Annotated in this window: 24 protein-coding genes; 16 read left to right on the top strand and 8 right to left on the bottom strand. The window is 68.4% G+C overall.

From position 1 onward, the window contains the following. The first annotated feature begins 151 nt into the window (after positions 1 to 151). From DIE17_RS32160 to DIE17_RS32205, 10 genes are all read left to right on the top strand, one after another. On the top strand, positions 152 to 883 hold the full coding sequence (locus DIE17_RS32160) for a helix-turn-helix transcriptional regulator (protein WP_124489048.1): 732 nt from the start codon (positions 152 to 154) through the stop codon (positions 881 to 883). Positions 884 to 1,174: 291 nt separating this feature from the next. Further along, positions 1,175 to 2,677, top strand: a complete 1,503-nt coding sequence (locus DIE17_RS32165; RefSeq protein WP_124668154.1) for an aldehyde dehydrogenase family protein — start codon at positions 1,175 to 1,177, stop codon at positions 2,675 to 2,677. 106 nt (positions 2,678 to 2,783) lie between these two features. Next, entirely contained in the window at positions 2,784 to 4,124 is a 1,341-nt protein-coding gene (locus DIE17_RS32170) for an aspartate aminotransferase family protein (RefSeq protein WP_044846672.1), read from the top strand. A 252-nt stretch (positions 4,125 to 4,376) separates the two neighbouring features. Then, positions 4,377 to 5,879, top strand: a complete 1,503-nt coding sequence (locus DIE17_RS32175; protein ID WP_124668153.1) for an APC family permease — start codon at positions 4,377 to 4,379, stop codon at positions 5,877 to 5,879. Further along, positions 5,876 to 6,466 (top strand): DUF3156 family protein, encoded by a 591-nt coding sequence (locus tag DIE17_RS32180; protein WP_124668152.1) that lies wholly within the window; start codon positions 5,876 to 5,878, stop codon positions 6,464 to 6,466. The genes DIE17_RS32175 and DIE17_RS32180 overlap by 4 nt, the downstream gene beginning before the upstream one ends. A 60-nt stretch (positions 6,467 to 6,526) precedes the next feature. Further along, a complete protein-coding gene (locus DIE17_RS32185) occupies positions 6,527 to 7,465 on the top strand; it encodes a helix-turn-helix domain-containing protein (RefSeq protein ID WP_044846726.1) in 939 nt (312 codons plus the stop codon). A 176-nt stretch (positions 7,466 to 7,641) separates the two neighbouring features. Beyond that, the gene (locus DIE17_RS32190) at positions 7,642 to 8,850 is read left to right on the top strand and encodes a porin (protein WP_124668151.1); all 1,209 of its coding nucleotides are present in this window, start codon (positions 7,642 to 7,644) and stop codon (positions 8,848 to 8,850) included. Between the two features lie 202 nt (positions 8,851 to 9,052). Continuing rightward, on the top strand, positions 9,053 to 10,291 hold the full coding sequence (locus tag DIE17_RS32195; protein ID WP_124668150.1) for an ABC transporter substrate-binding protein: 1,239 nt from the start codon (positions 9,053 to 9,055) through the stop codon (positions 10,289 to 10,291). Positions 10,292 to 10,325: 34 nt separating this feature from the next. Continuing rightward, complete coding sequence (locus tag DIE17_RS32200) at positions 10,326 to 11,195, top strand: carbohydrate ABC transporter permease (protein ID WP_124668149.1); 870 nt, start codon at positions 10,326 to 10,328, stop codon at positions 11,193 to 11,195. After that, a complete protein-coding gene (locus DIE17_RS32205; RefSeq protein WP_124668148.1) occupies positions 11,192 to 12,052 on the top strand; it encodes a carbohydrate ABC transporter permease in 861 nt (286 codons plus the stop codon). Before DIE17_RS32200 ends, DIE17_RS32205 begins: the two co-directional genes overlap by 4 nt. Before the next feature lie 9 nt (positions 12,053 to 12,061). On the opposite strand, the gene DIE17_RS32210 is transcribed toward DIE17_RS32205, so the two are convergent. After that, complete coding sequence (locus DIE17_RS32210) at positions 12,062 to 13,084, bottom strand: LacI family DNA-binding transcriptional regulator (RefSeq protein WP_124668147.1); 1,023 nt, start codon at positions 13,082 to 13,084, stop codon at positions 12,062 to 12,064. A 6-nt stretch (positions 13,085 to 13,090) separates the two neighbouring features. On the opposite strand from DIE17_RS32210, the gene DIE17_RS32215 reads away from it, so the two are divergent. Further along, positions 13,091 to 14,011 (top strand): phosphatidylinositol-specific phospholipase C, encoded by a 921-nt coding sequence (locus DIE17_RS32215; protein ID WP_185733844.1) that lies wholly within the window; start codon positions 13,091 to 13,093, stop codon positions 14,009 to 14,011. A gap of 226 nt (positions 14,012 to 14,237) precedes the next feature. Here DIE17_RS32215 and DIE17_RS32220 read toward each other — a convergent pair whose 3' ends face one another. After that, positions 14,238 to 14,849 carry a LysE family translocator gene (locus DIE17_RS32220; protein WP_044846680.1) on the bottom strand — a complete coding sequence of 204 codons (612 nt, stop codon included), beginning with the start codon at positions 14,847 to 14,849 and terminating at the stop codon, positions 14,238 to 14,240. Between the two features lie 83 nt (positions 14,850 to 14,932). On the opposite strand from DIE17_RS32220, the gene DIE17_RS32225 reads away from it, so the two are divergent. Next, on the top strand, positions 14,933 to 15,460 hold the full coding sequence (locus DIE17_RS32225) for a GNAT family N-acetyltransferase (RefSeq protein WP_124668146.1): 528 nt from the start codon (positions 14,933 to 14,935) through the stop codon (positions 15,458 to 15,460). Between the two features lie 15 nt (positions 15,461 to 15,475). Here DIE17_RS32225 and DIE17_RS32230 read toward each other — a convergent pair whose 3' ends face one another. The 3 genes from DIE17_RS32230 to gcvA form a co-directional block, all read right to left on the bottom strand. After that, positions 15,476 to 16,537 (bottom strand): alkene reductase, encoded by a 1,062-nt coding sequence (locus DIE17_RS32230; RefSeq protein WP_124668145.1) that lies wholly within the window; start codon positions 16,535 to 16,537, stop codon positions 15,476 to 15,478. Between the two features lie 71 nt (positions 16,538 to 16,608). Further along, entirely contained in the window at positions 16,609 to 16,917 is a 309-nt protein-coding gene (locus DIE17_RS32235; protein WP_044846683.1) for a helix-turn-helix transcriptional regulator, read from the bottom strand. Between the two features lie 122 nt (positions 16,918 to 17,039). Next, on the bottom strand, positions 17,040 to 17,939 hold the full coding sequence (gcvA, locus tag DIE17_RS32240) for a transcriptional regulator GcvA (RefSeq protein ID WP_124668144.1): 900 nt from the start codon (positions 17,937 to 17,939) through the stop codon (positions 17,040 to 17,042). Between the two features lie 120 nt (positions 17,940 to 18,059). Here gcvA and DIE17_RS32245 point away from each other — a divergent pair, with 120 nt between their 5' ends. After that, positions 18,060 to 18,764: an SDR family oxidoreductase gene (locus DIE17_RS32245; protein WP_124523727.1), complete on the top strand. Its 705-nt coding sequence runs from the start codon at positions 18,060 to 18,062 to the stop codon at positions 18,762 to 18,764. A 48-nt stretch (positions 18,765 to 18,812) separates the two neighbouring features. Here DIE17_RS32245 and DIE17_RS32250 read toward each other — a convergent pair whose 3' ends face one another. The 3 genes from DIE17_RS32250 to DIE17_RS32260 all read right to left on the bottom strand — a co-directional run bounded on the left by DIE17_RS32250 (position 18,813) and on the right by DIE17_RS32260 (position 21,392). After that, positions 18,813 to 19,952, bottom strand: coding sequence for a patatin-like phospholipase family protein (locus tag DIE17_RS32250; protein ID WP_124523729.1), 1,140 nt, complete (start codon positions 19,950 to 19,952; stop codon positions 18,813 to 18,815). 118 nt (positions 19,953 to 20,070) lie between these two features. Next, entirely contained in the window at positions 20,071 to 20,412 is a 342-nt protein-coding gene (locus DIE17_RS32255; protein ID WP_124489034.1) for a cupredoxin domain-containing protein, read from the bottom strand. A 35-nt stretch (positions 20,413 to 20,447) separates the two neighbouring features. After that, complete coding sequence (locus DIE17_RS32260) at positions 20,448 to 21,392, bottom strand: metallophosphoesterase (protein WP_044846687.1); 945 nt, start codon at positions 21,390 to 21,392, stop codon at positions 20,448 to 20,450. 244 nt (positions 21,393 to 21,636) lie between these two features. On the opposite strand from DIE17_RS32260, the gene DIE17_RS38135 reads away from it, so the two are divergent. The 3 genes from DIE17_RS38135 to DIE17_RS32275 form a co-directional block, all read left to right on the top strand. Continuing rightward, positions 21,637 to 21,891 (top strand): phosphate transporter, encoded by a 255-nt coding sequence (locus tag DIE17_RS38135; RefSeq protein ID WP_260439280.1) that lies wholly within the window; start codon positions 21,637 to 21,639, stop codon positions 21,889 to 21,891. Positions 21,892 to 21,971: 80 nt separating this feature from the next. Next, positions 21,972 to 23,726 (top strand): ABC transporter permease subunit, encoded by a 1,755-nt coding sequence (locus DIE17_RS32270; RefSeq protein WP_124921645.1) that lies wholly within the window; start codon positions 21,972 to 21,974, stop codon positions 23,724 to 23,726. 11 nt (positions 23,727 to 23,737) lie between these two features. Next, a partial coding sequence (locus tag DIE17_RS32275; protein WP_124921646.1) for an ATP-binding cassette domain-containing protein occupies positions 23,738 to 24,087 on the top strand: 350 nt, incomplete at its 3' end.

The following is a 24,087-nucleotide window of genomic DNA, read 5'->3' on the forward strand; positions in this document are numbered from 1 at the left end:
TTCCCGACGCAGGCTCCGTTGTCGCGACATGGCCGGCGGCCCCCGTCATCCGTCACCCACGGACGAATTGCCGATTTGTGCTCACCGGCCCATTTCGGCGTGGGTAGGCTGGCCCTATCTTCGACGCGTTCGGCCGCCGGCCGCTCCCATCATGCCGACCTCATCCGCTTCCGCCGACCACGAAGCCGCCGACTGGCAGCGCGCGCTACGCGCGTGCGTCGATGCGTTCGACGCGTTTGCGAGCCCGTCCGCGACCGTGTTCTACCGGCTCGACCTGAGCGGCGAGCCGGCCGATTTCGAGCTGTTCGGGATGCCGGAGGCGATGCATCGCACCTACATCGCGCGCTACCGGATGCTCGACCCGCTGCACCCGTCGCGCTGCGCGGCAGGTGAACGTGCGGTCGTGACGCTCGCGTCCCAATTGCCTGACGAAAGACGCGATGCGTCCGCGTACTGGACCCGTTTCCTGCGACGGCACGATGTGGCCGACGTCGTCGAGATCTGGCTGCGCGACGACGCGGGCCGCACGGTCGGCGCGTTTTCGCTGCTGCGCTTCGGGACGGGCGACGCGGACGGCAACCGCACGGCGGGCCGGTTCGCATCAGGCGAGATCGACGCGCTGGCACGGCTGCAGCCGGTCGCCGAAGCCGCGCTGGCCCCGCTGCTGCGCGCGCGGCGCGGGATTCACCGGATCGGCTGCGAGGAGCGGTTGACTTACCGCGAGGAGCAGATCGCCCGACTCGTACGCGACGGCCGCTCGAACAAGGAAATCGCACGCGATCTCGCGCTCGGCCAGCCGACCATCAAGACACATCTGATGCGCATGTACCGGAAGCTCGGCGTGTCGAACCGCACCGAGCTGGTCGGCGCGTTGTTCCTGTAGCTTTTCCGCATCCGCATCCGCATCCGCATCCGCATCCGCATCCGCATCCGCACCCGCACCCGCATCCGCGTCCGCGTCCGTACCCACGTCCGCATCCACGTCCGCGTCCGCATCCACGTCGCACCGATCGCATCGCACGCCGCCATTCCACGTTCCCGAGTCACCCGCGTTCCGGTCCCGCACGCGCTTGCCAATTTGCGCTCACCGGGCGCGATCCCCCGTCGATACAGTGGTTCGACACCCGCATGCCGAAGCGCACGCGGCCCAGTCATGACAATCATCGAGACGCCCATGAGCACCACGAACTTCGTCGCGGTCAGCGACACCGTGCGCACCTTCGTCGCACGCGACTTCGGCCTTTTCATCGACGGCGCCATGCAGCGCGCGCACTCGCCCGCGCGGCTCGACGTGTACGACCCGGCGACGGGCGAGCGGCTCGCGACGGTCGCGGATGCCGACGCGCACGACGTCGACCGCGCGGTCGCGAGCGCGAAGCAGGCGTTCGACACCCGCGTATGGAGCGGGCTGCGCCCGGCGGACCGCGAGCGCATCCTGCTGAAGCTCGCCGACCTGATCGACGCCGACGCCGAAACGCTCGCGCAGCTCGAAACGCTGAACCAGGGCAAGTCGATCCATGTGTCGCGCGCGATCGAGGTCGGCGCGAGCGTCGAATACGTGCGCTACATGGCCGGCTGGGCGACCAAGATCACCGGCCAGACGCTCGACGTGTCGATCCCGTTCCCGCCCGGCGCCCGCTATACGGCCTATACGCGCAAGGAGCCGGTCGGCGTGGTCGCGGCGATCGTGCCGTGGAATTTCCCGCTGATGATCGCGGTGTGGAAGCTGATACCGGCGCTCGCGGCCGGCTGCACGATCGTGCTGAAGCCGTCGCCGGAAACGCCGCTCACCGCGCTGCGTCTCGCCGAACTCGCCCTCGACGCCGGCGTGCCGCCTGGCGTGTTCAACGTCGTCACCGGCGGCCGCACGTGCGGCGCCGCGCTGTCGAGCCACCCGTCGATCGCGAAGATCTCGTTCACGGGTTCGACCGCGACCGGCAAGCTGGTCGGCGCGGCGGCCGTGCAGAACATGACGCGCTTCTCGCTCGAACTCGGCGGCAAGAACCCGATCGTGATGCTCGACGACGTCGACGTCGCGCAGGCGCTCGACGGCGTCGCCGCCGGCGCGTTCTTCAACCAGGGGCAGGTGTGCGCGGCCGCGTCGCGCATTTACGTTCATCGCAGCAAATTCGCGCAGCTCGCGGACGGCCTCGCGGGCGTCGCGCAGTCGATGAAGCTCGGCGCGGGGCTCGATACCACCGCGCAGATCAACCCGCTGGTGTCCGCGCACCATCGCGACAAGGTCGTCGAGCACATCGAATGCGCACGCCGCGCGGGCCTCACGTTCCTCGCGGGCGGCACGCCCGCCGACGACCTGCCCGGCTACTACGTGAAGCCGGCCGTGATCGCCGATCCGCATCCGGACAGCGCGATCGTGCGCGACGAAGTGTTCGGCCCGGTGATCGTCGTCGTGCCGTTCGACGATGCGGCCGACGCGGTGCGTCTCGCGAACGCGTCGCCGTACGGCCTCGCCGCGAGCATCTGGAGCAACGACCTGAAGCGCGTGATGAACCTCGTGCCGCAGATCGAGGCCGGCACCGTGTGGGTGAACTGTCACATTCCGCTCGACCCGTCGATGCCGTTCGGCGGCTACAAGCAATCGGGCATCGGCCGCGAGTTCGGCCAGTACGCGATCGAAGGCTTCACCGAAACCAAATCCGTCTGCATCGCGCACTGACGCGCGGCGCCTGCTCCGAACACCACGAACCCCGCGAACAACCCGAAAACCTCGAACCCCGACCCCGGACGGTCGAGGTTCAAACGATCCGAAAGTGGAGATTGCAATGAGCTACAACGAAGCGAAATTCTGGCACCCGATGCTGCACCCGAACGAAATGAAACAGCGCAAGCCGATCCGCATCGTGCGCGGCGACGGCTGCTACGTGTTCGACGAAACCGGCAAGCAGCTGGTCGACGGCGTCGCGGGCCTGTGGAACGTGAACGTCGGGCACAACCGCCAGGAAGTGAAGGATGCGATCGTGCGCCAGCTCGACGAACTCGAATACTTCCAGCTGTTCGACGGCATCTCGCATCCGCGCGCGGAAGAGTTGTCGAAGAAGCTGATCGACATGATGGAGCCGGAAGGGATGCGCCGCGTGCTGTACAGCTCGGGCGGCTCGGACTCGATCGAGACCGCGCTGAAGATCGCGCGCCAGTACTGGAAGGTGCGCGGCCAGGCCGACCGCACCAAGTTCATCTCGCTGAAGCAGGGCTATCACGGCACGCACTTCGGCGGCGCGTCGGTGAACGGTAACACGGTGTTCCGCCGCAATTACGAGCCGAACCTGCCCGGCTGTTTCCACGTCGAGACGCCGTGGCTGTACCGCAACCCGTTCACGCAGGATCCGGAGGAGCTCGGCCGGATCTGCGCGGAAATGCTGGAGCGCGAGATCCAGTTCCAGAGCCCCGACACGGTCGCCGCGTTCATTGCCGAGCCGGTGCAGGGCGCGGGCGGCGTGATCGTGCCGCCGGCCAACTACTGGCCGCTCGTGCGCGAGGTGTGCGACCGCTACGGCGTGCTGCTGATCGCCGACGAAGTCGTGACCGGCTTCGGCCGCAGCGGCAGCCTGTTCGGCAGCCGCGGCTGGGGCGTGCGCCCGGACATCATGTGCCTCGCGAAAGGGATCTCGTCCGGCTACGTGCCGCTCGGCGCGACGGCCGTGAACGCGCGGATCGAGGACGCGTTCGCCGCGAACGCGGACTTCGGCGGCGCGATCATGCACGGCTACACGTACGCAGGGCACCCGGTCGCCTGCGCGGCCGCCATCGCGAGCCTCGACATCGTCGTGAAGGAAGACCTGCCGGCGAACGCGGCGAAGCAGGGCGCGTATCTGCTCGAAGCGCTGCAGTCGTTCCCGGAACGCTTCGCGGCGGTCGGCGAGGTGCGCGGCAAGGGGCTGATGCTCGCGCTCGATCTCGTCGCGAACAAGCAGACCCGCGAGCCGATCGACCCGCTGTCCGGCTATGCGAACGCGGTCGCGGAAGTGGCGCGCGAGCACGGCGTGCTGGTGCGGCCGGTCGGCACGAAGATCATCCTGTCGCCGCCGCTCGTGATCCAGCGCGAGCAGCTCGACCGGATCGTCGACGCGCTCGCGGCAGGCTTCGAGGCCGTGCCGTTCGCATGAGGCGGTGACACGGGAAGCGCATGACGCCGAACCGGCGGTGGAGGGCGGGATAACCCGTTCGCCACCGCCGGTTTGCCGATTTGCGCTATGACCGGATTATTTTGCCTGCGTATTTTTTCGACATCGGATCAGGTTTGGATCGACAGGGGCCCGGGTGCCGGCGCTTGAGCGCCGCCCCGGGCCGACCGCGAAGCATGGCTCGGAGCGGGCGCCGCAGCGCCGGTTCCGGCCCGAAAAGGGAAGGAGACGAAGATGTCGGGATGGTCTGGAATGACCGGCGCAGCGGGCGATTCGCCCGCCGGTGCGTCGGCTGAAGCGGGCGGCGGCACGGTGCTGAAGGCCGGTGCGGTCGGGTTTCCGACCGCGCTGGCGAGCGCCGTCGGCCTCATCATGGCGAGCCCGGTGATTCTCACCGCGACCTCGGGCTTCGGGATGGGCGGCTGGGCGTTCGCGGTCGCGATGCTCATCGCGTTCGTGATGATGCAGGCGCAGGCGACGACGTTCTCCGAAGCCGCCGCGATGCTGCCGACGGCCGGCTCGGTTTACGATTACCTGTCATGCGGGCTCGGCCGCTTCTGGGCGATCACCGGCACGATTTCCGCGTATTTCCTCGTGCACGTGTTCGCCGGCACGGCGGAGACGATCCTGAGCGGCATCATGGCGCTCGTGAACTTCGAATCGCTGAACGCCGTGCTCGAGAAGCACAACAGCTCGTGGCTCGTCGGCGTCGGCCTCGTGGTCACGTTCGCGATCACCAACATCATCGGCATCAAGGTGTTCAGCAAGCTCGAGATCGTGCTGACGGCCGGCATGTGGCTGTCGCTGATGATCTTCGGCATCCTCGGCCTCGCGGCCGCGCCGGCCGTGCATCTCGACGGCTGGTTCGGCGGCTCGGAAGTCGGCACGTCGGTGCCGGCCGTGCTGTCGCTGGTCGGGATGGCGATGTTCATGTTCGTCGGCTGCGAGTTCGTCACGCCGCTCGCGCCGGAAATGAAGGCGCCGGGCCGCACGATTCCGCGCGCGATGGCGCTCGGCCTCGTCGGCGTCGCGATCTGCATGTTCCTGTACGGCGCGGCGATCCGGCGCCAGGTCGCGAACGTGCCGGTGAGCCCGGACGGCCTCACGCACCTGCTCGACACGCCGGGCGCGATTCCCGCGTTCGCGCTGCAGGTGCTCGGGCCCTTCGGCCGCATCTGGTTCGGCATCGCGTTCCTGTGCGCGGGCGCCGCGACGATCAACACGCTGATGGCCGGGCTGCCGCGCATCCTGTACGGGATGGCGATCGACGGCGCGCTGCCGCGCTGTTTCGCGTATCTGCATCCGCGCTTCAAGACGCCGGTGGTCGGCATCGTCGCGTCGGCGATCGTGCCGATCTTCCATGCGTGGCTGATCAACGGCAACCTCGACAGCATCCTGCACCTCGTGCTCGCCGCGACCTGCGCATGGGGCACGGCGTACCTGCTCGTCACCGCGTCGGTCGTGATGCTGCGCATCCGCCGCCCGGACCTGCCGCGCCCGTACCGTTCGCCGCTGTTCCCGCTGCCGCAGATCGTGTCGAGCGTCGGCATCGTGCTCGCGATCTGGTACATCACGCCGCCCGGCATGAATGCGCGCGACATCTACGTGCCGTTCGGCGCGATGCTCGGGCTCACCGCGCTGTACGCGCTGTTCTGGACGCTCGTCGTGCAGCGCCGGCATCCGTTCAGGCCGGTGCCGGTCGAGGAAGTGCTGCGCAACGAGCACGTCGCCTCGTGAGGGCCGCGCTCGCCCGCTGGCGCGCGGCGCCCGACGCACCGCCGCCCGGCCAACGGCCCGGCGCGATCGCCGCGCGCGTGCTCGCCGACCTCGGTGCGGTGCGCGACGCGGACGGCGGCGCGGCCGAAATCCTGGCCCGGCTGCCGAACGGCGTGCGCGTGAGCATCGAAGAGCGCATCGACCGGCAGTTCCTGATGCATACGGTCAGCGTGCAGGTGTCGATTAGCGCGGACGGCCCGGCCGCGCAGGGCCTTGCACGCGTGCTGCAGACCGGCTGGCTGCGGCGCACCGGCATCGCGGCCGCGCCCGAGCCGGGAGGCGACCCCGGATTCGCGCGGACGGTGGCCGCACTCGCCGCGCAGCCGTCGCTCGCCGACGCGTTGCGCCCGCTGCACCTGACCGACTGCACGATCGCCGCGCGCGACGGCCGCTGGACGCTCGCCGTCGTGCCGTTCGGCGGCAGCGAGGTCGTGAACCGGATGCCGTCGTTTCGCCGCTACGTGCGCGTGACCGGCGAGCAGGCCGCCGCGCTGTCGGCGGCCTGTCTTGCATTCGAAACTGCACTACGCGGAATTTTGCGGGGGTAAGCTGTGGCGCTGCGCGCCGTGCGGCCGCAGCGTGGAATCAGGGTTTTACCGGAGATGCCGATGCTGTTCCAGTCACGCTCACACGAAGACGTGCATGACCACGGGCTCGCGATCGCGGGTTGGCATCAGGTCTACCGCCAGATGACGCCGGGCCGCTTCAGGGGCACCGTCACGCAGGTGCTGTACGACGATTTCCATTTCTTCCGCGAGACGACCAACCGGCGTGTCGCGCAAACCGGCCTCGCACCGGCCGGGCGCACGTCGCTCGCGGTGCCGCTGTCGGTGCCGCTCGCCGGCACGTTCCAGAGCCAGCCGGTCGACGGCTATGCGCTGCTCGCGCTGCGCGCCGGCGAGGATTTCGAATTCCATACGCCGGAAGGGATGGGACTGGTCGGGATCAGCGCGGCGTCGGACATGGTCGACGAGCTCTGTGAGGCCGAATTCGGTGCGGCCGGCGCGCGCAAGCTGCGGCACGTCACGCGGCTGTCGGACGCGCAAGGCGTCGCGCTCGGCGCGCGGCTGTCGTCGCTGATCGATGACGCGCAGCGCAACCCCGGCTGCCTCGAATACGCGGCCACCCGCAAGATGTTCCGCGACACGATGCTCGGCATGTTCCTCGATGCGCTCGAGCAGGGCATCGGCGTCGAGCGCCGCGACATCACGCACGCCACCTACAGCGATATCGTCAGCCGTTGCGAGAAACACCTGCGCGACCGGCCCGAGGAACCCGTCACCGTGCTCGAGCTGTGCCGCGCGCTGCGCTGCAGCCGCCGCACGCTGCAGACGAGCTTCCAGCGCGTCGCCGACGTCACGCCCGTCGGCTATCTGCGCACGATCCGGCTGAACGCGGTGCGGCGCCTGCTGCGCACGACGTCCGCGCATCAGTTGGGCGTCGGCGAGGCCGCAGCAAGCTGGGGCTTCACGCATCTCGGCTATTTCGCGCGCGAGTATCGCGACCTGTTCGGCGAGCTGCCGTCGCAAACCTTGCGCCCCGAATGACGTCTTCGCACCGCGACGGTGCCGCCGGGCGTCGCCACGTGCCGCCCGTTTCGTTCGCTTCACCATTTGCTGATTTGGGATAGAGGTCCCGAATTTTCGCTGGATAGAGTCCTGTCACCGATATCGACAACACCATCGATTTGCACTGCGAATCGATGACAATAGAGGGACGGGACATGAAGATCGGACGAAGACTGGCCGCGGCCGCGGCCACGCTGGGTTGCATGCACGCGCACGCGCAGACCTCCGGCAGCGTGACGCTGTACGGCACCGTGGACACCGGCATCATCTATTCGACGAACCAGCAGTTCACGCGCGCCGACGGCAGCACGGGCGGCGGCCATGCATGGCAGATGGGCGGCGGCAACCTCGTGCCGTCCCGCTTCGGATTCCAGGGTGCCGAGCCGCTCGGCGGCGGGCTCGACGCGGTGTTTTCGCTCGAGCAGCAGTTCCTGTCCGCGAACGGGCAGGCGCTGCAGGGCGGCACCGCGTTCAGCCGGCAGGCGTGGGTCGGGCTGCGCCAGGATGCGATCGGCACGCTCGGCCTCGGCCGGCAATACGACTCGTACACGGACATGCTCGGCGCCTATGTATCGAGCAACAACTGGGCGACGCCGTACGGCTCGCACCTCGGCGACGTCGACAACCTGAACGCCGCGTTCAACTTCAACAACGCGGTGAAGTTCACCAGCGCGGATTTCAACGGCCTGACGTTCGGCGGCACGTTCAGCTTCGGCGGCCAGGCCGGCGATTTTTCCGCGAAGCGCGGCTATGCGGTCGCCGCGACCTACACGCGTGCGCCGGTCGCGTTCTCGGTCGGCTATCTCGACCTGCACCAGCCGCTCGACGCGGCGCTCGGCGGCGCGAGCGGCTATATCGGCGACTTCGCGTGCAGCAACCCGGGCGCGATGTACTGCCTGCTGCAGGACGCCGGCTCGATGCGCGCGTTCGGCGCGGGCGGCTCGGTGACGCTCGGCGCGGCGACGGTCGCGCTGACCTACACGCACACGCGCCTCGGCGACAGCCGCTATTTCTCGACCGGCGCGCAGCCGCGCACGCAGGCGTTCACGTTCGACATCGGAGAATTGAACGCCACGTACATGTTCACGCCCGCGCTGCAAGGCGGCGTCGCGTACATCTTCAACGCCGCGCACACGGACGGCCGCGGCACGACGCGCTTTCACCAGGTCAACGTCGGCACGAACTACAGCCTGTCGAAGCGCACCGCGCTGTATGCGGTCGCGATCGGCCAGATCGCGAGCGGCACGGGGCTCGGCACCGACGCGAACGGCAATGCGGTGAACTACGCGCAGATTCCGGTGCTCGCGAACAGCAATTCGAGCCGGCAACTCGCGGTGATGGCCGGGATTCGCGTGAACTTCTGACGGCACGCACACGACGGCACGGGTGGCGGGCGGGGCGGGTGGGGCGGGCGGCCGCACCGTCGGCCGCTTTCGCCGCGTGCCACAAATTCTTAACGATCGACGTGAACAATGGCGTTCGCTTCAGGCCGCCCGAAGCGTCGCCCGCGTTGCACACGTGTGCAACGCCCGGCGGCTCGCCACCACGCCGATCGAGAGAGACCACATGACCCTGCTGAGCCGCCTGCGCGCGCTGTCCGCCGCCGTTGCGCTGTCCCTTGCCGCCTCGCACGCCTTCGCGGCGGACCTCGTCATCGCGGGCCGCGACGACATCTACGGCAAGGGGCTGGCCGACGCCGTCGCCGGCTTCACCAAGCTGCATCCGGGCACCGACATCGAGTTGCTCAAGCTGCCGAACGCGAACCTGTACCAGAAGCTGAAGCTGTCGATGCGCGAAGGCACCGGCACGTACGACCTCGTGATGATGGACGATACGTGGGCACCCGAATTCATCGGCAACGGCTGGCTGAAGCCGCTGCCGGCCGCGCTCGCCGACGCCGATCTCGTGCCGTCCGCGGTCGCGCTCGGCCGCAACGCGGCGGGCGCGCTGTACGCGCTGCCGATCGTCGGCAACGTCGAGATGTTCGCGTACCGGAAGGATCTGCTCGCGAAGTACCAGCTGCAGCCGCCGCGCAACTGGGACGACGTGCTGAAGATCGCGCAGACCATCGGCGGCGCGGACAAGAGCGTGTCGGGCGTCGTGTTCCGCGGCACCAAGGGCAACCCGGTCGTGACGGGCTTCCTGCCGATCCTGTGGGCCTACGGCGGCGACGTGTTCGACCGTGCCGGCAACGTGACGATCGATTCGCGCGAGTCGCAGGCCGCGCTGAAGACTTTCCTTGCGCTGAAGACCGCCGCGCCGAAGGACGTCGACGTGTACGGCGCCGCCGAGGTGCGCGACGCACTGCAGCGCGGCACGGCCGCGCAGTCGATCGAGGTGTGGCCGGCGTGGATCCCGGCGCTCGACGATCCGAAGCAGTCGCGCGTGGTCGGGCAGATCGCGCTGCAGCCGCCGCCCGGGCAGACGGCCGGCCCGGCGCCGATGCTCGGCATCTGGCAGATGGGCATTCCGAAGGATGCGCCGCACGCGAAGCTCGCGCAGGATTTTCTGGCCTACCTGAGCTCGCGCGACACGCAAACGCGTCTCGCCGGGATCGGCATTCCGCCGACGCGCCGCAGCGTGTTCGCCGATCCGGCGCTGGTGCGCCAGTACCGCTGGTACCCCGATCAGCTGAAGGCGCTCGAGGCCGGCCGTGCGCGGCCGCGCGTGAAGGACTGGCAGCAGGTCGAGAGCATTCTCGGCGACCAGCTGCAGCTCGCGCTGACCGGGCAGGCCACTCCCGACGCCGCGCTGCGCCAGGCGCAGCAGAAGATCGCGCAGGCGATGGCCGCGGCCGGCAAGTGACGGCACGCCGCCACGCATCGTCCGGAAACCGCGCATGAAAGCCCTCGGCCGCAGCCTGCCGTTCGTCGCGCTGCTCGGGCCCGCGCTGCTGGTGCTGGCCGCGCTCGCGCTGTACCCCGTCGCGCAGGTGCTGATCGACTCGTTCTGCCAGGTCGACTACACGGCGGGCCGTCGCGCATTCGCGGGGCTCGCGAACTATCGCGCGGTGCTCGGCGACGACGCGTTCGCGGCCGGTTTCGGCAACACGCTGCGCTTCACGATCGCGGCGTCGCTCGTCGAGGTCGCGCTCGGCTTCGGTCTCGCGCTGCTGTTCGTGCGCGCGTTTCCGGGGCGGCGCATTGCGCTGCCGCTCGCGATCCTGCCGATGATGCTGTCGACGCTCGTGTGCTCGGCGATCTGGCGCAACTGGCTCAACTTCGACGGCTTCCTGAACGCGCTGCTCGCCGCGTTCGGCGTCGAAGGCGTGCGCTGGCTGTCCGATCCGCATCTTGCGTTGTGGTCGCTCGCGCTCGTCGACGTGTGGCAGTGGACGCCGATGGCGTTCCTGATCGTGTTGGCCGGGCTGCAATCGATCCCGCAGGAACTGTACGAAGCCGCGCGCACCGACGGCGCGAGCGAATGGCAGTGCCTGCGCGACATCACGCTGCCGCTCGCGGCGCCGCAGATCGGCCTCGCGCTGCTGCTGCGCTCGATCGACACGTTCAAGCTGTTCGACAAGGTCTACGCGCTGACGGGCGGCGGCCCCGGCAACGCGACGCAGACGCTGTCGACCTACATCTACGACACGGGCTTCCGCTTCTTCAACGTCGGGCCGGCGAGCGCCGCGTCGGTGCTGATGCTCGCGGCGTCCGCGCTGCTCGTTTCGGGGTACGTATGGCAGACGGTTCGCAAGCGGCGCGCATGACGGCGCGATCCGCATCCCTCGCGCATGCGCGAACGGGGGGTGTATTCGGTCGTGCTGCGCCGTGGATGCTGCGCAGCGTCGCGCTCGCGCTGTTGCTGCTGCCGTGCCTGTGGATGGCCGGCGCGGCGTTCATGCCGACGCTCGAACGCCTCGATCATCCGCTACGGATCTGGCCGGCTGCACCGACGTTCGAGCATTTCGCGTCGGTGTGGTCGAACGGTATCGGCGCGCCGCTCGCCAATTCGCTGCTGGTCGGGTTCGGCACGACGCTGCTCGCGCTGACGCTCGCGTTTCCGGCCGCATACGCGCTCGTGCGGCTGCGGTTTCCGGGGCGGCTGGATGTGCTGTTCCTGATGCTCGTGCTGGCCTTGAAGCTGATGCCGCCGATCACGATCGCGGTGCCGCTGTTCGCGCTCGCGAAGCGGTTGCATCTGCTCGATTCGACGCCCGGGCTGATGCTTGCTTACCAGATCTACGCGTTGCCGATGGCGATCTGGATGCTGCTCGCGTTCGTGCGCGACGTGCCCGTCGAATACGAGGAGGCCGCGTGCATCGACGGCGCGGGGCTCGCACGGCGGCTCGCGCAGATCGTGTTGCCGCTGTGCGCGCCGGGGCTGATCGCGACCGCGATCTTCGTGTTCATCGCCGCATGGAACGAGTTCCTGATCGCGCTGCTGTTCGTGTCGACGCCGAGCCGCTTTACGCTGCCGCTCGCGATTGCCGGCTACGTGACGGAGAACGGCATCGACTGGGGCGACCTGATGAGCGCGGGGCTGCTGGCGTCGCTACCGACCCTTGCGGTGGCCGGCTACGTGCAGCGCTACCTGCTGCGCGGCTTCGCCGGCGGGCTGAAGTGACGCGACGCGTTACGCGCAGCTATGCCGCACCACGTGCCTAACCGGCACGACCCGCGTGCGCGACGCGCCGTCGAACGTCTGGATCCGGTCGGCGAGCAGGTCGACGGCCGCGTGCGCGAGGCCTTGCGTGTCCTGGCGCAGCGTCGAGAGCCGGTAGGCGTCGTATGCGGCGGCGGGGATGTCGTCGAAGCCGATCACGCGCAGGTCGTCGGGCACGCGCAAGCCGAAGGCGTCGCGCGCGGCGTCGATCATGCCGAGCGCGAGCAGGTCGGACGAGCAGAACACACCGTCCGGCCGCTCGCCCGTCGCGAACAGTTGCCTCGCGGCGTCGAGGCCGCATGCATGCGTGTCGGAGTCCGTATCGATCACGCGGACGAGCGCCGCATCGTACGCGTCGCCGCATTGCAGCGCCTGCTCGAACGCATCCGCGCGCGCGCGTGCGCTGTAGCTCGCGGTGCGCGGCCCGACGAACGCGAGCCGGCGCGCGCCGGTCCGCACGAGCCGTTGCGCCGCATGGACGGCGCCCGCCGCGTTGTCGCTGACGACGACGTCCGCGCCCGGCAAGTTCGCTTCGCGGTTGATCATCACGACGGGAATCCGGTGGTCGAGATACTGCTGCGCGACCGACAGCGGCGGCGAAGCGGACGTCATCACCAGGCCCGCGATCCGGTAGCTGAGCAGCCGTTCCAGCGATTGCCGGACCTGATGCGGATCGTCCGCATTGGTCACGAGCGGCGTGAAGGCGCGCTGCCCGAGCGCGGCCATCAGGTCCGACAGCAGCCGTGCGCGGAACGGATTCTCGAACCCGGCCGTCACGACGCCGATCATGCTGCTGCGCTGCGTGATCATGTCGCGCGCGATCAGGTTGACCTGGTAGCCGAGCGCACGCGCGGCCGCCATCACGCGTTCGCGCGTCTCGGGCGCGATGCTCGCCGTCGGCGAGAACGCGCGCGACACCGCGGAACGCGACACGCCGGCCCGCACGGCGACATCCGACGCGGTCACCCACGTCTTTCTTTCCTTGTCAGTCATCGATTCATGATCCCTTCGCGACACGAAGCCTCCACGCCGCTGGCCGACTGGATGTCGGCGCTCGACGACGCGCGGCCGCTGCATACGCTGACCCTACCGGGCAGCCATGACACCTGTGCGTATACGGTCGACGATCCGCTCGTACGCACGCAGCGCGCGCCGCTCGATGCGCAGCTCGCGCATGGCGTGCGGCTGCTCGACATTCGCTGCCGGCACCGGGGCGATACGTTCGACATCCATCACGGCGGCATCGCGCTCGGCCTGTCGTTCGACGACGTGCTCGCGGACTGCACGCGCTTTCTCGATGCGCATCCGCGCGAATGCATCGTGATGTCGGTGAAGGACGAATGGCCCGCGCATGCGTGCACGCGCAGTTTCGATGCGACGTTCGATGCGCATTGCGCGCGGCATCCGCGGCTGCGCTGGCATGCGGGCCGCGCGCTGCCGGCGCTCGGCGACGTGCGCGGCGCGGTGGTGCTGTTGCGGCGGTTCCGCAGCAGCCGGCCGCTGGGCATCGACCTGACCGCGTGGCCCGACAATGCGACGTTTACGGTCGATCATCCGGATGCGGCGTTCGTGATCCAGGATGAATACCGTGTGCCTGTCGCCGGGTCGATCCACTACAAGTGGCGTGTGATCGATGCGCTGCTGAGCCGCATGCCGTCGCCGGAGAGCGGGCGCTGGGCGATCAATTTCTGCAGCGGCACGGGGATGGGCGCGAATCCGTCGGTGGTCGCGCGCGGCGACGGTAGGGTGATCGGGATTCAGGCGCGGCTCGCGGCGCGGTTGCGCGAAGCGCGCGGGCCGTGCGGTGCGATGCTGCTCGACTTCTGCGACGACGATGACTGGGCGTTGGTGCGGGCGCTGGTCGAGTGTAATGAGGATGGGCCCGTGGTGGGTGGCAGGCGCAGGCTAATGGGTTGTTAGCGCATTCGCATTGAAGACCGCGAACTCGCCGACAGTCAGGACCCAACCTTCCCAACCATAGATCGGAATGCGCTGACGCTCGCAATAGTCAATGCATTCGAGCGCGGCGTCGAGCGGAAGCACGATCTCGCGACGAGAAATCGACAGTGCGGCAAGTGCCGCGGGAATTTTCTCGAGTTACGGCATTGCAGGTCTACGGAGAACGGGATGGTGTGCGATCGACGGACTACCGCGTCGCGATCGCCACCGCCGCACCTGCCATCGCGGTCGCGCTCGTGCGGTTCGCGACCCGCTTCGCGCGTGCCGACGTCAGAAATGCCCGCGCACGCACCGCGAGCAGCGACCAGAAGCAGTCGGCGAGGATCAGGATCGCGAGCATCGTGCCGACCAGCTCGGCCCACGCGAGCACACCGACATGCGTCAGATCGACGATCGTCGGCAGCAGCGCGAGATAGAACAGCATGATCTTCGGGTTGCCGAGCGTGACCAGCGTGCCCGCGACGAACATGCGCCACGGCGACTGCCCGCGCGGCAGGTCGCCGGCCTGCGTGTCGGTCGGCGCGGTCCACATCTTCCACGCGAGGAACAACAGGTACGCGACGCCGAGCAGCTTCAGCACGAGCAGGCCCGTCTCGAACGTGCGTGCGAACGCCGACAGCCCGGCCACCGCCAGCGTGAGCCACAGCGCCTCGCCGATCCACATCGCGGCGAGGAACGGCAGCACGTCCCGCACGCCGTTCGTCAGCACGCGCGCGACGAGCGCGGCGACGCTCGGGCCGGGCGTGCCGGCGGTGACGAGCAGGGCGATGGCGAACACGGCGAGCGCGGACAGCGTCATGGCGAACCTCGTGGGCAAGGCGTTCGAAAGGTATGAAGTTTCGATTATAGTGACGGCCGTTCCTGCCTGCCTACCTCGTCGTGATGACAGTATCGATCCGGATTCGTCCCGCCACGCGGGAAGACGCGGCCGCGATGGCCGCCGTGGAAGTGGCCGCCGCCCAGCGCTTTCGCGACATCGGCATGTCCGACATCGCCGAAGGCGAGCCGACCGATGCGGCCGACGTGCTCGCACGCATCGACGACGGCCGCGCGTATGTGGCGACGGACGAAGCGGGGGCCTGCGTGGGTTTCGCGTTCTACCGGCTGCTCGATGCGCAGCGGCTTTATCTGGAGGAGCTGGACGTCGCGCCGTCGCATGCGGGGCAGCGGATCGGCGCGCGCCTGATTGAACGGATCATGACACGCGCCGCGCAAGACGGCATCGCGCAGGTCGTGCTGTCGACGTTTCGCGACGCGCCGTGGAATGCGCCGTACTACGCGCGCCTGGGCTTCGACATCATCGACGACGCATCGCTCGACGACACGCTGCATGCGGTCCGCGCGCATCACGTCGCGCGTGGGCTCGACGAGACGCAGCGCGTGTTCATGCGCGCGGACGTGCGCGCATGAACGTGCCGCCGGCCGTCATGCCGCGTCGCTGAGCGCCGGGTAGTCGGTGTAACCCGTTTCGCCTTCGGCGTAGAACGTCTCCGGCACCGGCTTGTTCAGCGGTGCGCCGAGTTCGAGTCGACGCGGCAGGTCCGGATTCGCGATGAACAGCTTGCCCCACGCGATCGCGTCGGCGTGGCCGCTCGCGAGCGTGTCCTGCGCCGATTCGAGCGTGAACTGCTCGTTCGCGATCAGCGGGCCGCCGAACGCCTCCTTCAGACGCGGGCTCAGCTGGTCGCCCGAATACGATTCACGCGTGAAGATGAACGCGATCTTGCGGCGGCCGAGTTCGCGTGCGACGTAGCCGAACGTCGCGGCCGGATCGGAATCGCCCATCGTGTGCGCGTCGCCGCGCGGTGCGAGGTGCACGCCGACACGGCCCGCGCCCCACACGTCGATCGCCGCGTCGACCACTTCGAGCAGCAGGCGCGCGCGGTTCTCGATCGGGCCGCCGTACGCGTCGGTGCGCAGGTTGGTGCTGTCCTGCAGGAACTGGTCGAGCAGGTAGCCGTTCGCGCCGTGGATCTCGACGCCGTCGAAGCCCGCCTTCTTCGCGTTTTCCGCGCCCCTGCGGTACGCGGCGACGATACCCGGAATTTCATCGATGTCGAGCGCGCGCGGCGTCACGTACGGCCGCGGCGGCCGCACGAGGCTCACGTGACCGCCCGCGGCGATCGCGCTCGGTGCGACCGGCAGGTCGCCGTCCAGGAACACCGGATCGGAAATCCGGCCGACGTGCCAGAGCTGCAGCACGATGCGGCCGCCCGCCGCGTGCACGGCCTGGGTCACGCGCTTCCAGCCTTCCACCTGTTCGTCGGACCAGATGCCCGGCGTGTCCGCGTAGCCGACGCCCTGCGGCGTGACCGAAGTCGCTTCGCTGATGATCAGGCCGGCCGATGCGCGCTCGGCGTAATAGCGGGCCATCAGGTCGTTGGGCACGCGCGCGCTGCCGGCGCGGGCACGGGTGAGCGGCGCCATCACGACGCGGTTCGGTAGAGTCAGGTCGCCGAGGGTAGCGGGATCGAACAGGGTAGGCATGGAGATAACCTCTTCACGAAAGGCGGGATGGCCGTCGCGTCGTGCGCGACGGGTGGCCCGCATGGCCTGGGTCAGAGTTCGCGACGCAGGGCGTCGAGAAATGCGTCGATGACGGCCTCGTTGCGCTGGAAGAACGCCCACTGGCCGATCCGCGTCGACGTCACGAGCCCCGCGCGCTGCAGCGTCGCGAGGTGCGCGGAAACCGTCGACTGCGACAGCCCGCAGCGCGCGTCGATCTGCCCGGCGCAGACGCCGTGGTCGTACGGCAGCGTCTGCTCCGGGAAATGCGCGCCCGGCGTTTTCAGCCAGACGAGGATTTCCCGGCGCACGGGGTTCGAGAGCGCTTTCAGGATCGCGTCGATGTCGAGTTCGGTCGGCATGGAAGGGCGTGGTGTTCTGGGCATACGGGTATCGTCGAAGGGCGAATCATATATCGGAAAATAACGATACGTGTGAAGGCACTGATGGAAGTGGGGTTGTTGATCCGTCGGACTTCAGCGCGTCACCCGTTCCCGTACTGCGCGAACAGCCACCGCCGCATCGCATCGAGCGCTTCCGAGTGCGCACTGGCCTGCGGAAAGACGACGTAAAACCCGAGCGACATTGGAAACGAAAAATCGAACACGCGCCGCAGTCGGCCATCCGCGATATCGCGTTCGACCAGCGGCTCGCTGGTCAGCGCGATGCCCTGGCCGGCGACCGCGGCGTCGATCGCGAGCAGCGACTGGCTGAATCGCGGCCCTTTGGTCGGATCGGCCCGGCCTTTGCCGCCGAGCTTGTCGATGAACTCGGGCCACAGATCGTGCGCGTCGTGCAACAGCACGTGCTTTGCGAGGTCCGCGGGCGTCCGGATCGGCGAGCCGCTGTCGAGCAGTTTCGGGCTGGCGACGGCAAAGATGTCGAGCGGAAACAGCAACTCGGCGACCAGGCCGGCCGGGAACGGCGGCTTGCTCAGTCGAATCGCGATGTCGACGCCGTCGGCCCGGAACGACGCAAGCCTTTCGTCGGCGATCACGCGCACTTCGATGTCGGGATGCAGCCGGCCGAAGTCCGACAGGCGCGGAATCAGCCACTTCGACGCGAACGACGGCGTCGTGCTGACCGCCAGAACCGTCGGGCGCTGCCCGAGCGCGTCCGTGGCGTCGGAGATGATCTGCAGCGCGCGCTGGACCGACGAAAAATACTCGAGCCCTTCGCGCGTCAGCGCCAGCCCCCTGGGCAGCCGCCGGAACAGCTGAACCTCCACGACGTCCTCCAGATGCCTGACCTGTTGCGCCACCGCGCCCTGGGTCACGCCGAGTTCGTCGGCGGCCAGCCGGAAATTGAGGTGTCGCGCGGCGGCCTCGAACGCGCGAAGCGCATTGAGCGGCGGGAACCGGCGGGTACGCGATAGCGCCTTCATGCAGTAGAAATTCTACAGTGTGGGTGGAGAAATCATGGTTCGACAAGCCGATTATAGAGTCCTACAGTGCTGCGATAGACGATGATCGCGGCGCTGCGCCGACCCATTCAGGAGAACAGCATGACTGTAGAGAAAGTGGCTTTGGTGACAGCGGCGGGCAAGGGCATGGGCGCCGCGATCGCGCGGGATCTCGCGGGCAACGGTTATCGCGTCGCGCTGATGTCGCCGTCCGGCAGCGCGGTCGAACTGGCGAAGGAACTCGGCGGGTTCGGCGTGGCGGGGTCGGTCACCGAAGACGCCGACATCGCGCGCTTCGTGAACGAGACGCTCGCGAAGTACGGCCGTATCGATGCGGTCGTCAACAATACCGGGCATCCGCCGAAGGGCGACCTGCTCTCGATCGACGACGACAAATGGCATGAAGGGCTCGACCTGATCGTGCTCAACGTCGCGCGCGTGCTGCGCCGCGTGACGCCGGTCTTCCTGAAGCAGGGCGGCGGCGCGGTGGTCAACATCTCGAGCTTCGCGGCCGACGCGCCCGAGCAGGCGATGCCGGTGTCGTCCGCGCTGCGCGCGGCGCTCAGTGCCTTCACGCGCCTGTACGCCGACCGGTACGCGAAGGACAACATCCGCATCAATTCGGTGCTGCCCGGCTTCATCGACAGCTGGCCGGAGACGCCCGAGATCGTGGCCCGCATTCCGGCCGGCCGTTTCGGCAAGACACAGGAGATCGCGCAGACCGTGACGTTCCTGCTGTCGGAAGGCGCCGGCTACATCACCGGGCAGAACATTCGCGTCGACGGCGGCATCGTCCGCGCGCTTTAAGCCGCTGCCGGGCCGGGCGGTGCGCGCGCGGACGTTGCGCCGGCTGCCTCAGTTGTGCCGTTCGCCGATCCGGTTCTCTTCCGGGCTCCAGACGCTGAGCCCTTCCGTCGGGTCCATCGGCTGATCCCACGGGCGCGCGGCGATCGCCTGCATCGTCGCGTCGAATCCGGCCTGCCGGCGCGCCGCGATGCCGTCCGGCGTGAAATCGATGTCCTTCCACTGATCGTCGCCGTCGAGCCGCGGCGCCGCGAGCTTGATCACGTGCATCGTCGTCTGGCAGCCCCACGCGGCGAGCGCCTGCACGTCGGCCGACGTACGCTCCGCCTCCGGCAGCCGCATCACCAGTTCCTTGATCACGTGGCGCAGCCGGTGAATCTGCTGTTGCCGCGCGATGTTGCCGTCCGTTCGGCTCGCGTACTGGATGTCCTTCTGCCGCTCCGACACCTGCCAGATGCTTTGCGGCTCGGGCCCGACCGGATTCCACATCTGCACCGAGAAGATGATCGAGCTGCGGCGCGGCGCATCGTCGAGCACGACCTCGACCGGCGTATTCGAATAGATGCCGCCGTCCCAGTAGGGCGCGCCGTCGATCCGCACGGCCGGAAACGCGGGCGGCAGCGCGCCCGAGCTCATCACGTGGTCGAGGTCGAGCGGCCGGTCGCGCGAATCGAAATAGCGCATCGTGCCGGTGCACGCGTTGACCGCGCCGACGGTCAGTCGCGGCCGGCACGCATTCAGCAGGTCGAGGTCGATCAGCGACGCGAGCGTGTCGCGCAGCGGCTCGACCACGTAGTACGACGCGTGCTCGACGCCGACCCGCGCGAGCGGCCCGAGCCACGCGGCGGGATTCGGCCGGAAGAATCCCGTGAGGCCCGCGCCGATCACCGCGAGTTCCGAGCCGATCTTGTCCCAGGTCGTCGGGAAGCCCGGCACGGTCACGGCGGGCCGTTCGGTGACGTGGCGCCAGAATTCGGCCATTCGCTGCGCGCGGTGCGCGGGCGCGTTGCCGGCGATCAGCGCCGCGTTGATCGCGCCGATCGACGTGCCGATCACCCAGTCGGGCTGGATGCCCGCCGCGTCCATCGCCTCGAATACGCCGAGCTGGTATGCGCCCAGTGCGCCGCCGCCCTGGAGCACGAGCACGACCTGTCCGGGTAGCTTCGGGTGTGCGGGTTGACTTGCCGTCATCGCTTGCCTCGTGGTCGGTGACGGCCGGCGGGGGCCGGCCGGTTGGAACCAGTGTAGGCGATCGGCGGGCGTCGCTCCGCGGTGCCGGACCTTCGCGCGCGTGGCGCGGCGCGCCGCGTCATTCCACGGTGATGGTCTCCTTCATGTACGGATGAATCCCGCAGAACACCTTGTAGACCCCCGGCTTGTCGAAGCGGAACGAGTAGGTCTCGTCCTGGTCGAGCGCATTCGAATGGAAGATGCCCGCGTCGTTGACGACGGTATGCGGTTCCGCGTCGAGGTTCTTCCACGTGACCGTCGTGCCGGCCTTGATCGTGGTCGACATCGGCGAAAACATGAAGTTGTGGATCGTCACGAGCGGGCCGGCCGGGGGTTGCGCGAATGCGGCGAGCGGCGTGCCGGCGGCGGCCGCGCACAGGGTCAGCGCCGCCAGCAGCGTCGAGGGCTTGAGGATGGTCATGTCGGTCTCCTTGCGTAGCGGAATCGGGCGAGGGATCAGGCCAGCGTCGTGTCGCGCAGCGACGCCGCCACGGGATGGCCGGCGAAGTCGACGGTCGTCACGCCGAGCATCGCGGGCAGCCGGTCGCGCGGCACGGTGAGCGGCACCGGGCCGGGGCCGTTGCCGGCGGTCGGCTGCGGGAACGCGGTGGAGCGCGCGGTGTGGAACGTCACGTTGCCTTCGACCTTCGACACGATCTGGTGAATGTGCCCGTTCAGCACGGTGACCGAGCCGAAGCGGCGCAGCAGCGCCATCGTCTGCGGTGCGTCGCCGGTGCCCCAGCCCCACGGCTCGTAGATGGTCCACATCGGCATGTGCGAGAACACGACGATCGGCGTACTCGACGATTGCCCCTTCAGATCCTGCGCGAGCCACGCGAGCTGCTCGTCGCCGAAGCTGCCGAGCCCGTTCGGCTTGAAGTGCATCACGTTGACGAGCGCGACGAAGTGCACGCCCGCGTGATCGAAGCTGTAGTAGCCGCGGTTGTCCGACGCCTTGCCGAAGCGGCTGAAATATTCGGCACCCGAGCCGTCGGTCACGTCGTGTTCGCCGGGCACCGTATGCAGCTCCGGCACGCGCAGCGCGGACAGCAGCTGCGACGCCTGGTCGAACTCCGCTGCCTTGGACAGGTGCGTGATGTCGCCGGTATGGATCGCGAGCGCGGGCGTGGCAGGCATCGCGTTGACGAGCTCGATGGTCTGCCGCAGCGTGGCCGCGACGTCGGGATTCGCGTCCTTGTTGAAGCCGATGTGCGTGTCGCTGATCTGCACGAACAGCGGCCGGCCCTTGTCCGCGGGGAGTGCGGCGCCGCTTTGCGCGAGCGCGAGGTCGAACGGCGTCAGGATGCCGCCCGACAGTGTAAACAGCGTGCCGAGGCCGCCGAACGCCATGCATTGCAGGGCCTTGCGACGCGACGGGCGGGTGGGATTCGATGAAGACATGTGAGCCTCGCATTCGTGTGACGGAACCGGACGGCCGGATCGTCCTGGAATAAGCCGGCGCCTTCGTATGCCATACCGCTGCGGCGGCGGATTTATTCCCGCGCGTTGCGAGGTTGCTCGCGGCTTGCGGCGCAATGACCGACCACCGGCGGATGACCTGTCAATGTCCTGTAAGTGACACGTCACGTTTGCGTCATGTCCGCCCGATAGCCTGCGACACCGAATCACTTCTCCGGAGCCCCTCATGCCGAATCTCGCGGCAACGGAAACCAGCGGTGCGGGCGGTCATCGCACGCGCACCATCGGCTTCGCGCCGTTCGTGCCGATCGTTGCCTGCGGCATCGTCTACGTCGGCGTTCACCTGAGCGCGGATCCCAGTCCGGTCAAGGAAGGTTCGGTCCTGCCGATCGTGCCGCTCGGCGTCGCGGGCGTGCTGGTCGTGCCCGCGTCGATCGCGTGGTCGGCGGTCCTGGGCCGGGCGCGCCACAAGCCGTTCTGAGCCGCGCCGGCTGATGCCGCATCCGGCCGCACGTCACGCGGCCGATCCCATCGATTTTCAATTCGACCAAGACGCTACCGATGGATATCAGTTTCTTCGATCCGAATCGCACCGCCAACGCGTCCGCGTGGCGCGTGCTCCCCAACCGCTGGGATGCGGTCGCGTTTCCGCTGATCATCGGCATACTCGCAATGGCGATCGTCGGCTTTCATCAGACGATGGCGCCGATCGCCGTACTGCAGACGCAGAAGATCTCGCTCGATCCGTCGAACCTGCCCGAATACGCGTTGCGCACCACGCTGCGGATGCTCGCCGCGATGGTCGCGTCGCTGGTGTTTACGCTCGTCTACGGCACGCTCGCGGCGAAAAGCCGCCGTGCCGGCATGGTGCTGATCCCGATCCTCGACATCCTGCAGTCGGTGCCGGTGCTCGGCTATATCTCGTTTACGGTCACGTTCTTCCTCGCACTGTTCCCGGGCCGCGTGCTCGGCGCCGAGCTCGCGGCGATCTTCGCGATCTTCACGAGCCAGGCGTGGAACATGACGTTCAGCTTCTACCAGTCGCTGCGCACGGTGCCGCGCGACCTGAGCGAAGTGTCGCGCGGCTTCCACCTGACGCCGTGGCAGCGCTTCTGGAAGCTCGAGGTGCCGTTCTCGATGCCGGGGCTGATCTGGAACATGATGATGTCGATGTCGGGCGGCTGGTTCTTCGTCGTCGCGTCGGAGGCGATCACCGTCGGCAACCAGACGATCACGCTGCCGGGCATCGGCGCGTATCTCGCGCAGGCGATCACCGACCAGAACCTCGGCGCGGTGGGCTGGGTGATCGTCGCGATGTCGGTCGTGATCCTCGCGTACGACCAGCTCCTGTTCCGCCCGCTCGTCGCGTGGGCCGACAAGTTCCGGATGGAAAACACCGCGTCGGGCGATGCGCCGCAGTCCTGGCTGCTCGACATGCTGCGCCGCACGCACCTGATCCACCAGCTGCTCGTGCCGGCCGGCTGGCTGCTGTCGCAGGCCGCGCGGATTCCGTTGCGCGTGCCGGCGCTCACGGGCAAGCGCTCGCGCGGCACGTCGGCGCGCGGTTCGTCGCGCGTCGGCGACGTCGTGTGGGGCGCGTTCGTGATCCTGCTGACGGTGTACGTCGGGTGGCGCGTCGTCAGCTTCGTGGCGACCGGCGTGACGCTGGGCGAGGTCGGCCACGTGGTGGTGCTCGGGCTGATCACGTTGCTGCGCGTGCTGGTGCTGATCGCGATCGCGTCGGTGGTCTGGGTGCCGCTCGGCGTGCTGATCGGGCTGCGCCCCGCGCTGGCCGAGAAGATCCAGCCGCTCGCGCAGTTCCTCGCCGCGTTCCCGGCGAACCTGCTGTTCCCGGTGTTCGTGATCGTGATCGTCCACTTCCATCTGAACGCGGACATCTGGCTGTCGCCGCTGATCGTGCTCGGCACGCAGTGGTACATCCTGTTCAACGTGATCGCCGGCGCGATGTCCTATCCGAACGACTACAAGGAAGCGACGAAGAACTTCCGCATTCGCGGCTGGCAGTGGTGGCGGCAGGCGATGCTGCCCGGCATCTTCCCGTACTACGTGACCGGTGCGATCACCGCATCCGGCGGCGCGTGGAACGCGAGCATCGTGTCGGAGTTCGTGCAGTGGGGCGACACCAGGGTCGTCGCGCATGGCCTCGGCTCGTACATCGCACAGATGACTGCCGCCGGCGATTTTCCGAAGATCATCCTGGGCATCGCCGTGATGTCCCTGTTCGTTACCCTGTTCAACCGTCTGCTGTGGCGTCCGATGTACGCCTATGCGGAATCCCGGCTCCGTCTCGATTGAGAGTAAGCGCGATGCAAAACCAGACCGTAATCAACGCCCCTGTCCAGACGTCCCAGCCGCTTCAGCCGCCGCGCCTCGGCGAGGAAATCCTGCGCGTCGAACACGTGAATCGCGGCTTCAACAAGTCGCAGGGCGAGTTGCTCGTGCTCGACGACGCGAACCTGTCGCTGCGCGAAGGCGAGATCGTCGGGCTGCTCGGCCGCTCCGGTTCGGGCAAGTCCACGCTGCTGCGGATCATCGCCGGGCTGATCGAGCCGACCGGCGGTGACGTGACCTATCTCGGCAAGCCGCTGCGCGGCCCGGCCGAAGGCGTCGCGATGGTGTTCCAGACCTTCGCGCTGTTTCCGTGGCTGACCGTGCT

The organism is Burkholderia sp. Bp9099 (genome assembly GCF_003857805.1).
Taxonomy (GTDB): Bacteria; Pseudomonadota; Gammaproteobacteria; order Burkholderiales; family Burkholderiaceae; genus Burkholderia.

Coding starts and splice junctions, on each gene's coding strand:
- DIE17_RS32175 (WP_124668153.1), top strand. CDS start 4,377: ATGTCGGGATGGTCTGGAATGACCGGCGCAGCGGGCGATTCGCCCGCC.
- DIE17_RS32260 (WP_044846687.1), bottom strand. CDS start 21,392: ATGTCTTCATCGAATCCCACCCGCCCGTCGCGTCGCAAGGCCCTGCAA.
- DIE17_RS32255 (WP_124489034.1), bottom strand. CDS start 20,412: ATGACCATCCTCAAGCCCTCGACGCTGCTGGCGGCGCTGACCCTGTGC.
- DIE17_RS32205 (WP_124668148.1), top strand. CDS start 11,192: ATGACGGCGCGATCCGCATCCCTCGCGCATGCGCGAACGGGGGGTGTA.
- DIE17_RS32185 (WP_044846726.1), top strand. CDS start 6,527: ATGCTGTTCCAGTCACGCTCACACGAAGACGTGCATGACCACGGGCTC.
- DIE17_RS38135 (WP_260439280.1), top strand. CDS start 21,637: ATGCCGAATCTCGCGGCAACGGAAACCAGCGGTGCGGGCGGTCATCGC.
- DIE17_RS32220 (WP_044846680.1), bottom strand. CDS start 14,849: ATGACGCTGTCCGCGCTCGCCGTGTTCGCCATCGCCCTGCTCGTCACC.
- DIE17_RS32200 (WP_124668149.1), top strand. CDS start 10,326: ATGAAAGCCCTCGGCCGCAGCCTGCCGTTCGTCGCGCTGCTCGGGCCC.
- DIE17_RS32195 (WP_124668150.1), top strand. CDS start 9,053: ATGACCCTGCTGAGCCGCCTGCGCGCGCTGTCCGCCGCCGTTGCGCTG.
- DIE17_RS32270 (WP_124921645.1), top strand. CDS start 21,972: ATGGATATCAGTTTCTTCGATCCGAATCGCACCGCCAACGCGTCCGCG.
- DIE17_RS32225 (WP_124668146.1), top strand. CDS start 14,933: ATGACAGTATCGATCCGGATTCGTCCCGCCACGCGGGAAGACGCGGCC.
- gcvA (WP_124668144.1), bottom strand. CDS start 17,939: ATGAAGGCGCTATCGCGTACCCGCCGGTTCCCGCCGCTCAATGCGCTT.
- DIE17_RS32230 (WP_124668145.1), bottom strand. CDS start 16,537: ATGCCTACCCTGTTCGATCCCGCTACCCTCGGCGACCTGACTCTACCG.
- DIE17_RS32245 (WP_124523727.1), top strand. CDS start 18,060: ATGACTGTAGAGAAAGTGGCTTTGGTGACAGCGGCGGGCAAGGGCATG.
- DIE17_RS32165 (WP_124668154.1), top strand. CDS start 1,175: ATGAGCACCACGAACTTCGTCGCGGTCAGCGACACCGTGCGCACCTTC.
- DIE17_RS32235 (WP_044846683.1), bottom strand. CDS start 16,917: ATGCCGACCGAACTCGACATCGACGCGATCCTGAAAGCGCTCTCGAAC.
- DIE17_RS32190 (WP_124668151.1), top strand. CDS start 7,642: ATGAAGATCGGACGAAGACTGGCCGCGGCCGCGGCCACGCTGGGTTGC.
- DIE17_RS32210 (WP_124668147.1), bottom strand. CDS start 13,084: ATGACTGACAAGGAAAGAAAGACGTGGGTGACCGCGTCGGATGTCGCC.
- DIE17_RS32250 (WP_124523729.1), bottom strand. CDS start 19,952: ATGACGGCAAGTCAACCCGCACACCCGAAGCTACCCGGACAGGTCGTG.
- DIE17_RS32170 (WP_044846672.1), top strand. CDS start 2,784: ATGAGCTACAACGAAGCGAAATTCTGGCACCCGATGCTGCACCCGAAC.
- DIE17_RS32160 (WP_124489048.1), top strand. CDS start 152: ATGCCGACCTCATCCGCTTCCGCCGACCACGAAGCCGCCGACTGGCAG.
- DIE17_RS32215 (WP_185733844.1), top strand. CDS start 13,091: ATGATCCCTTCGCGACACGAAGCCTCCACGCCGCTGGCCGACTGGATG.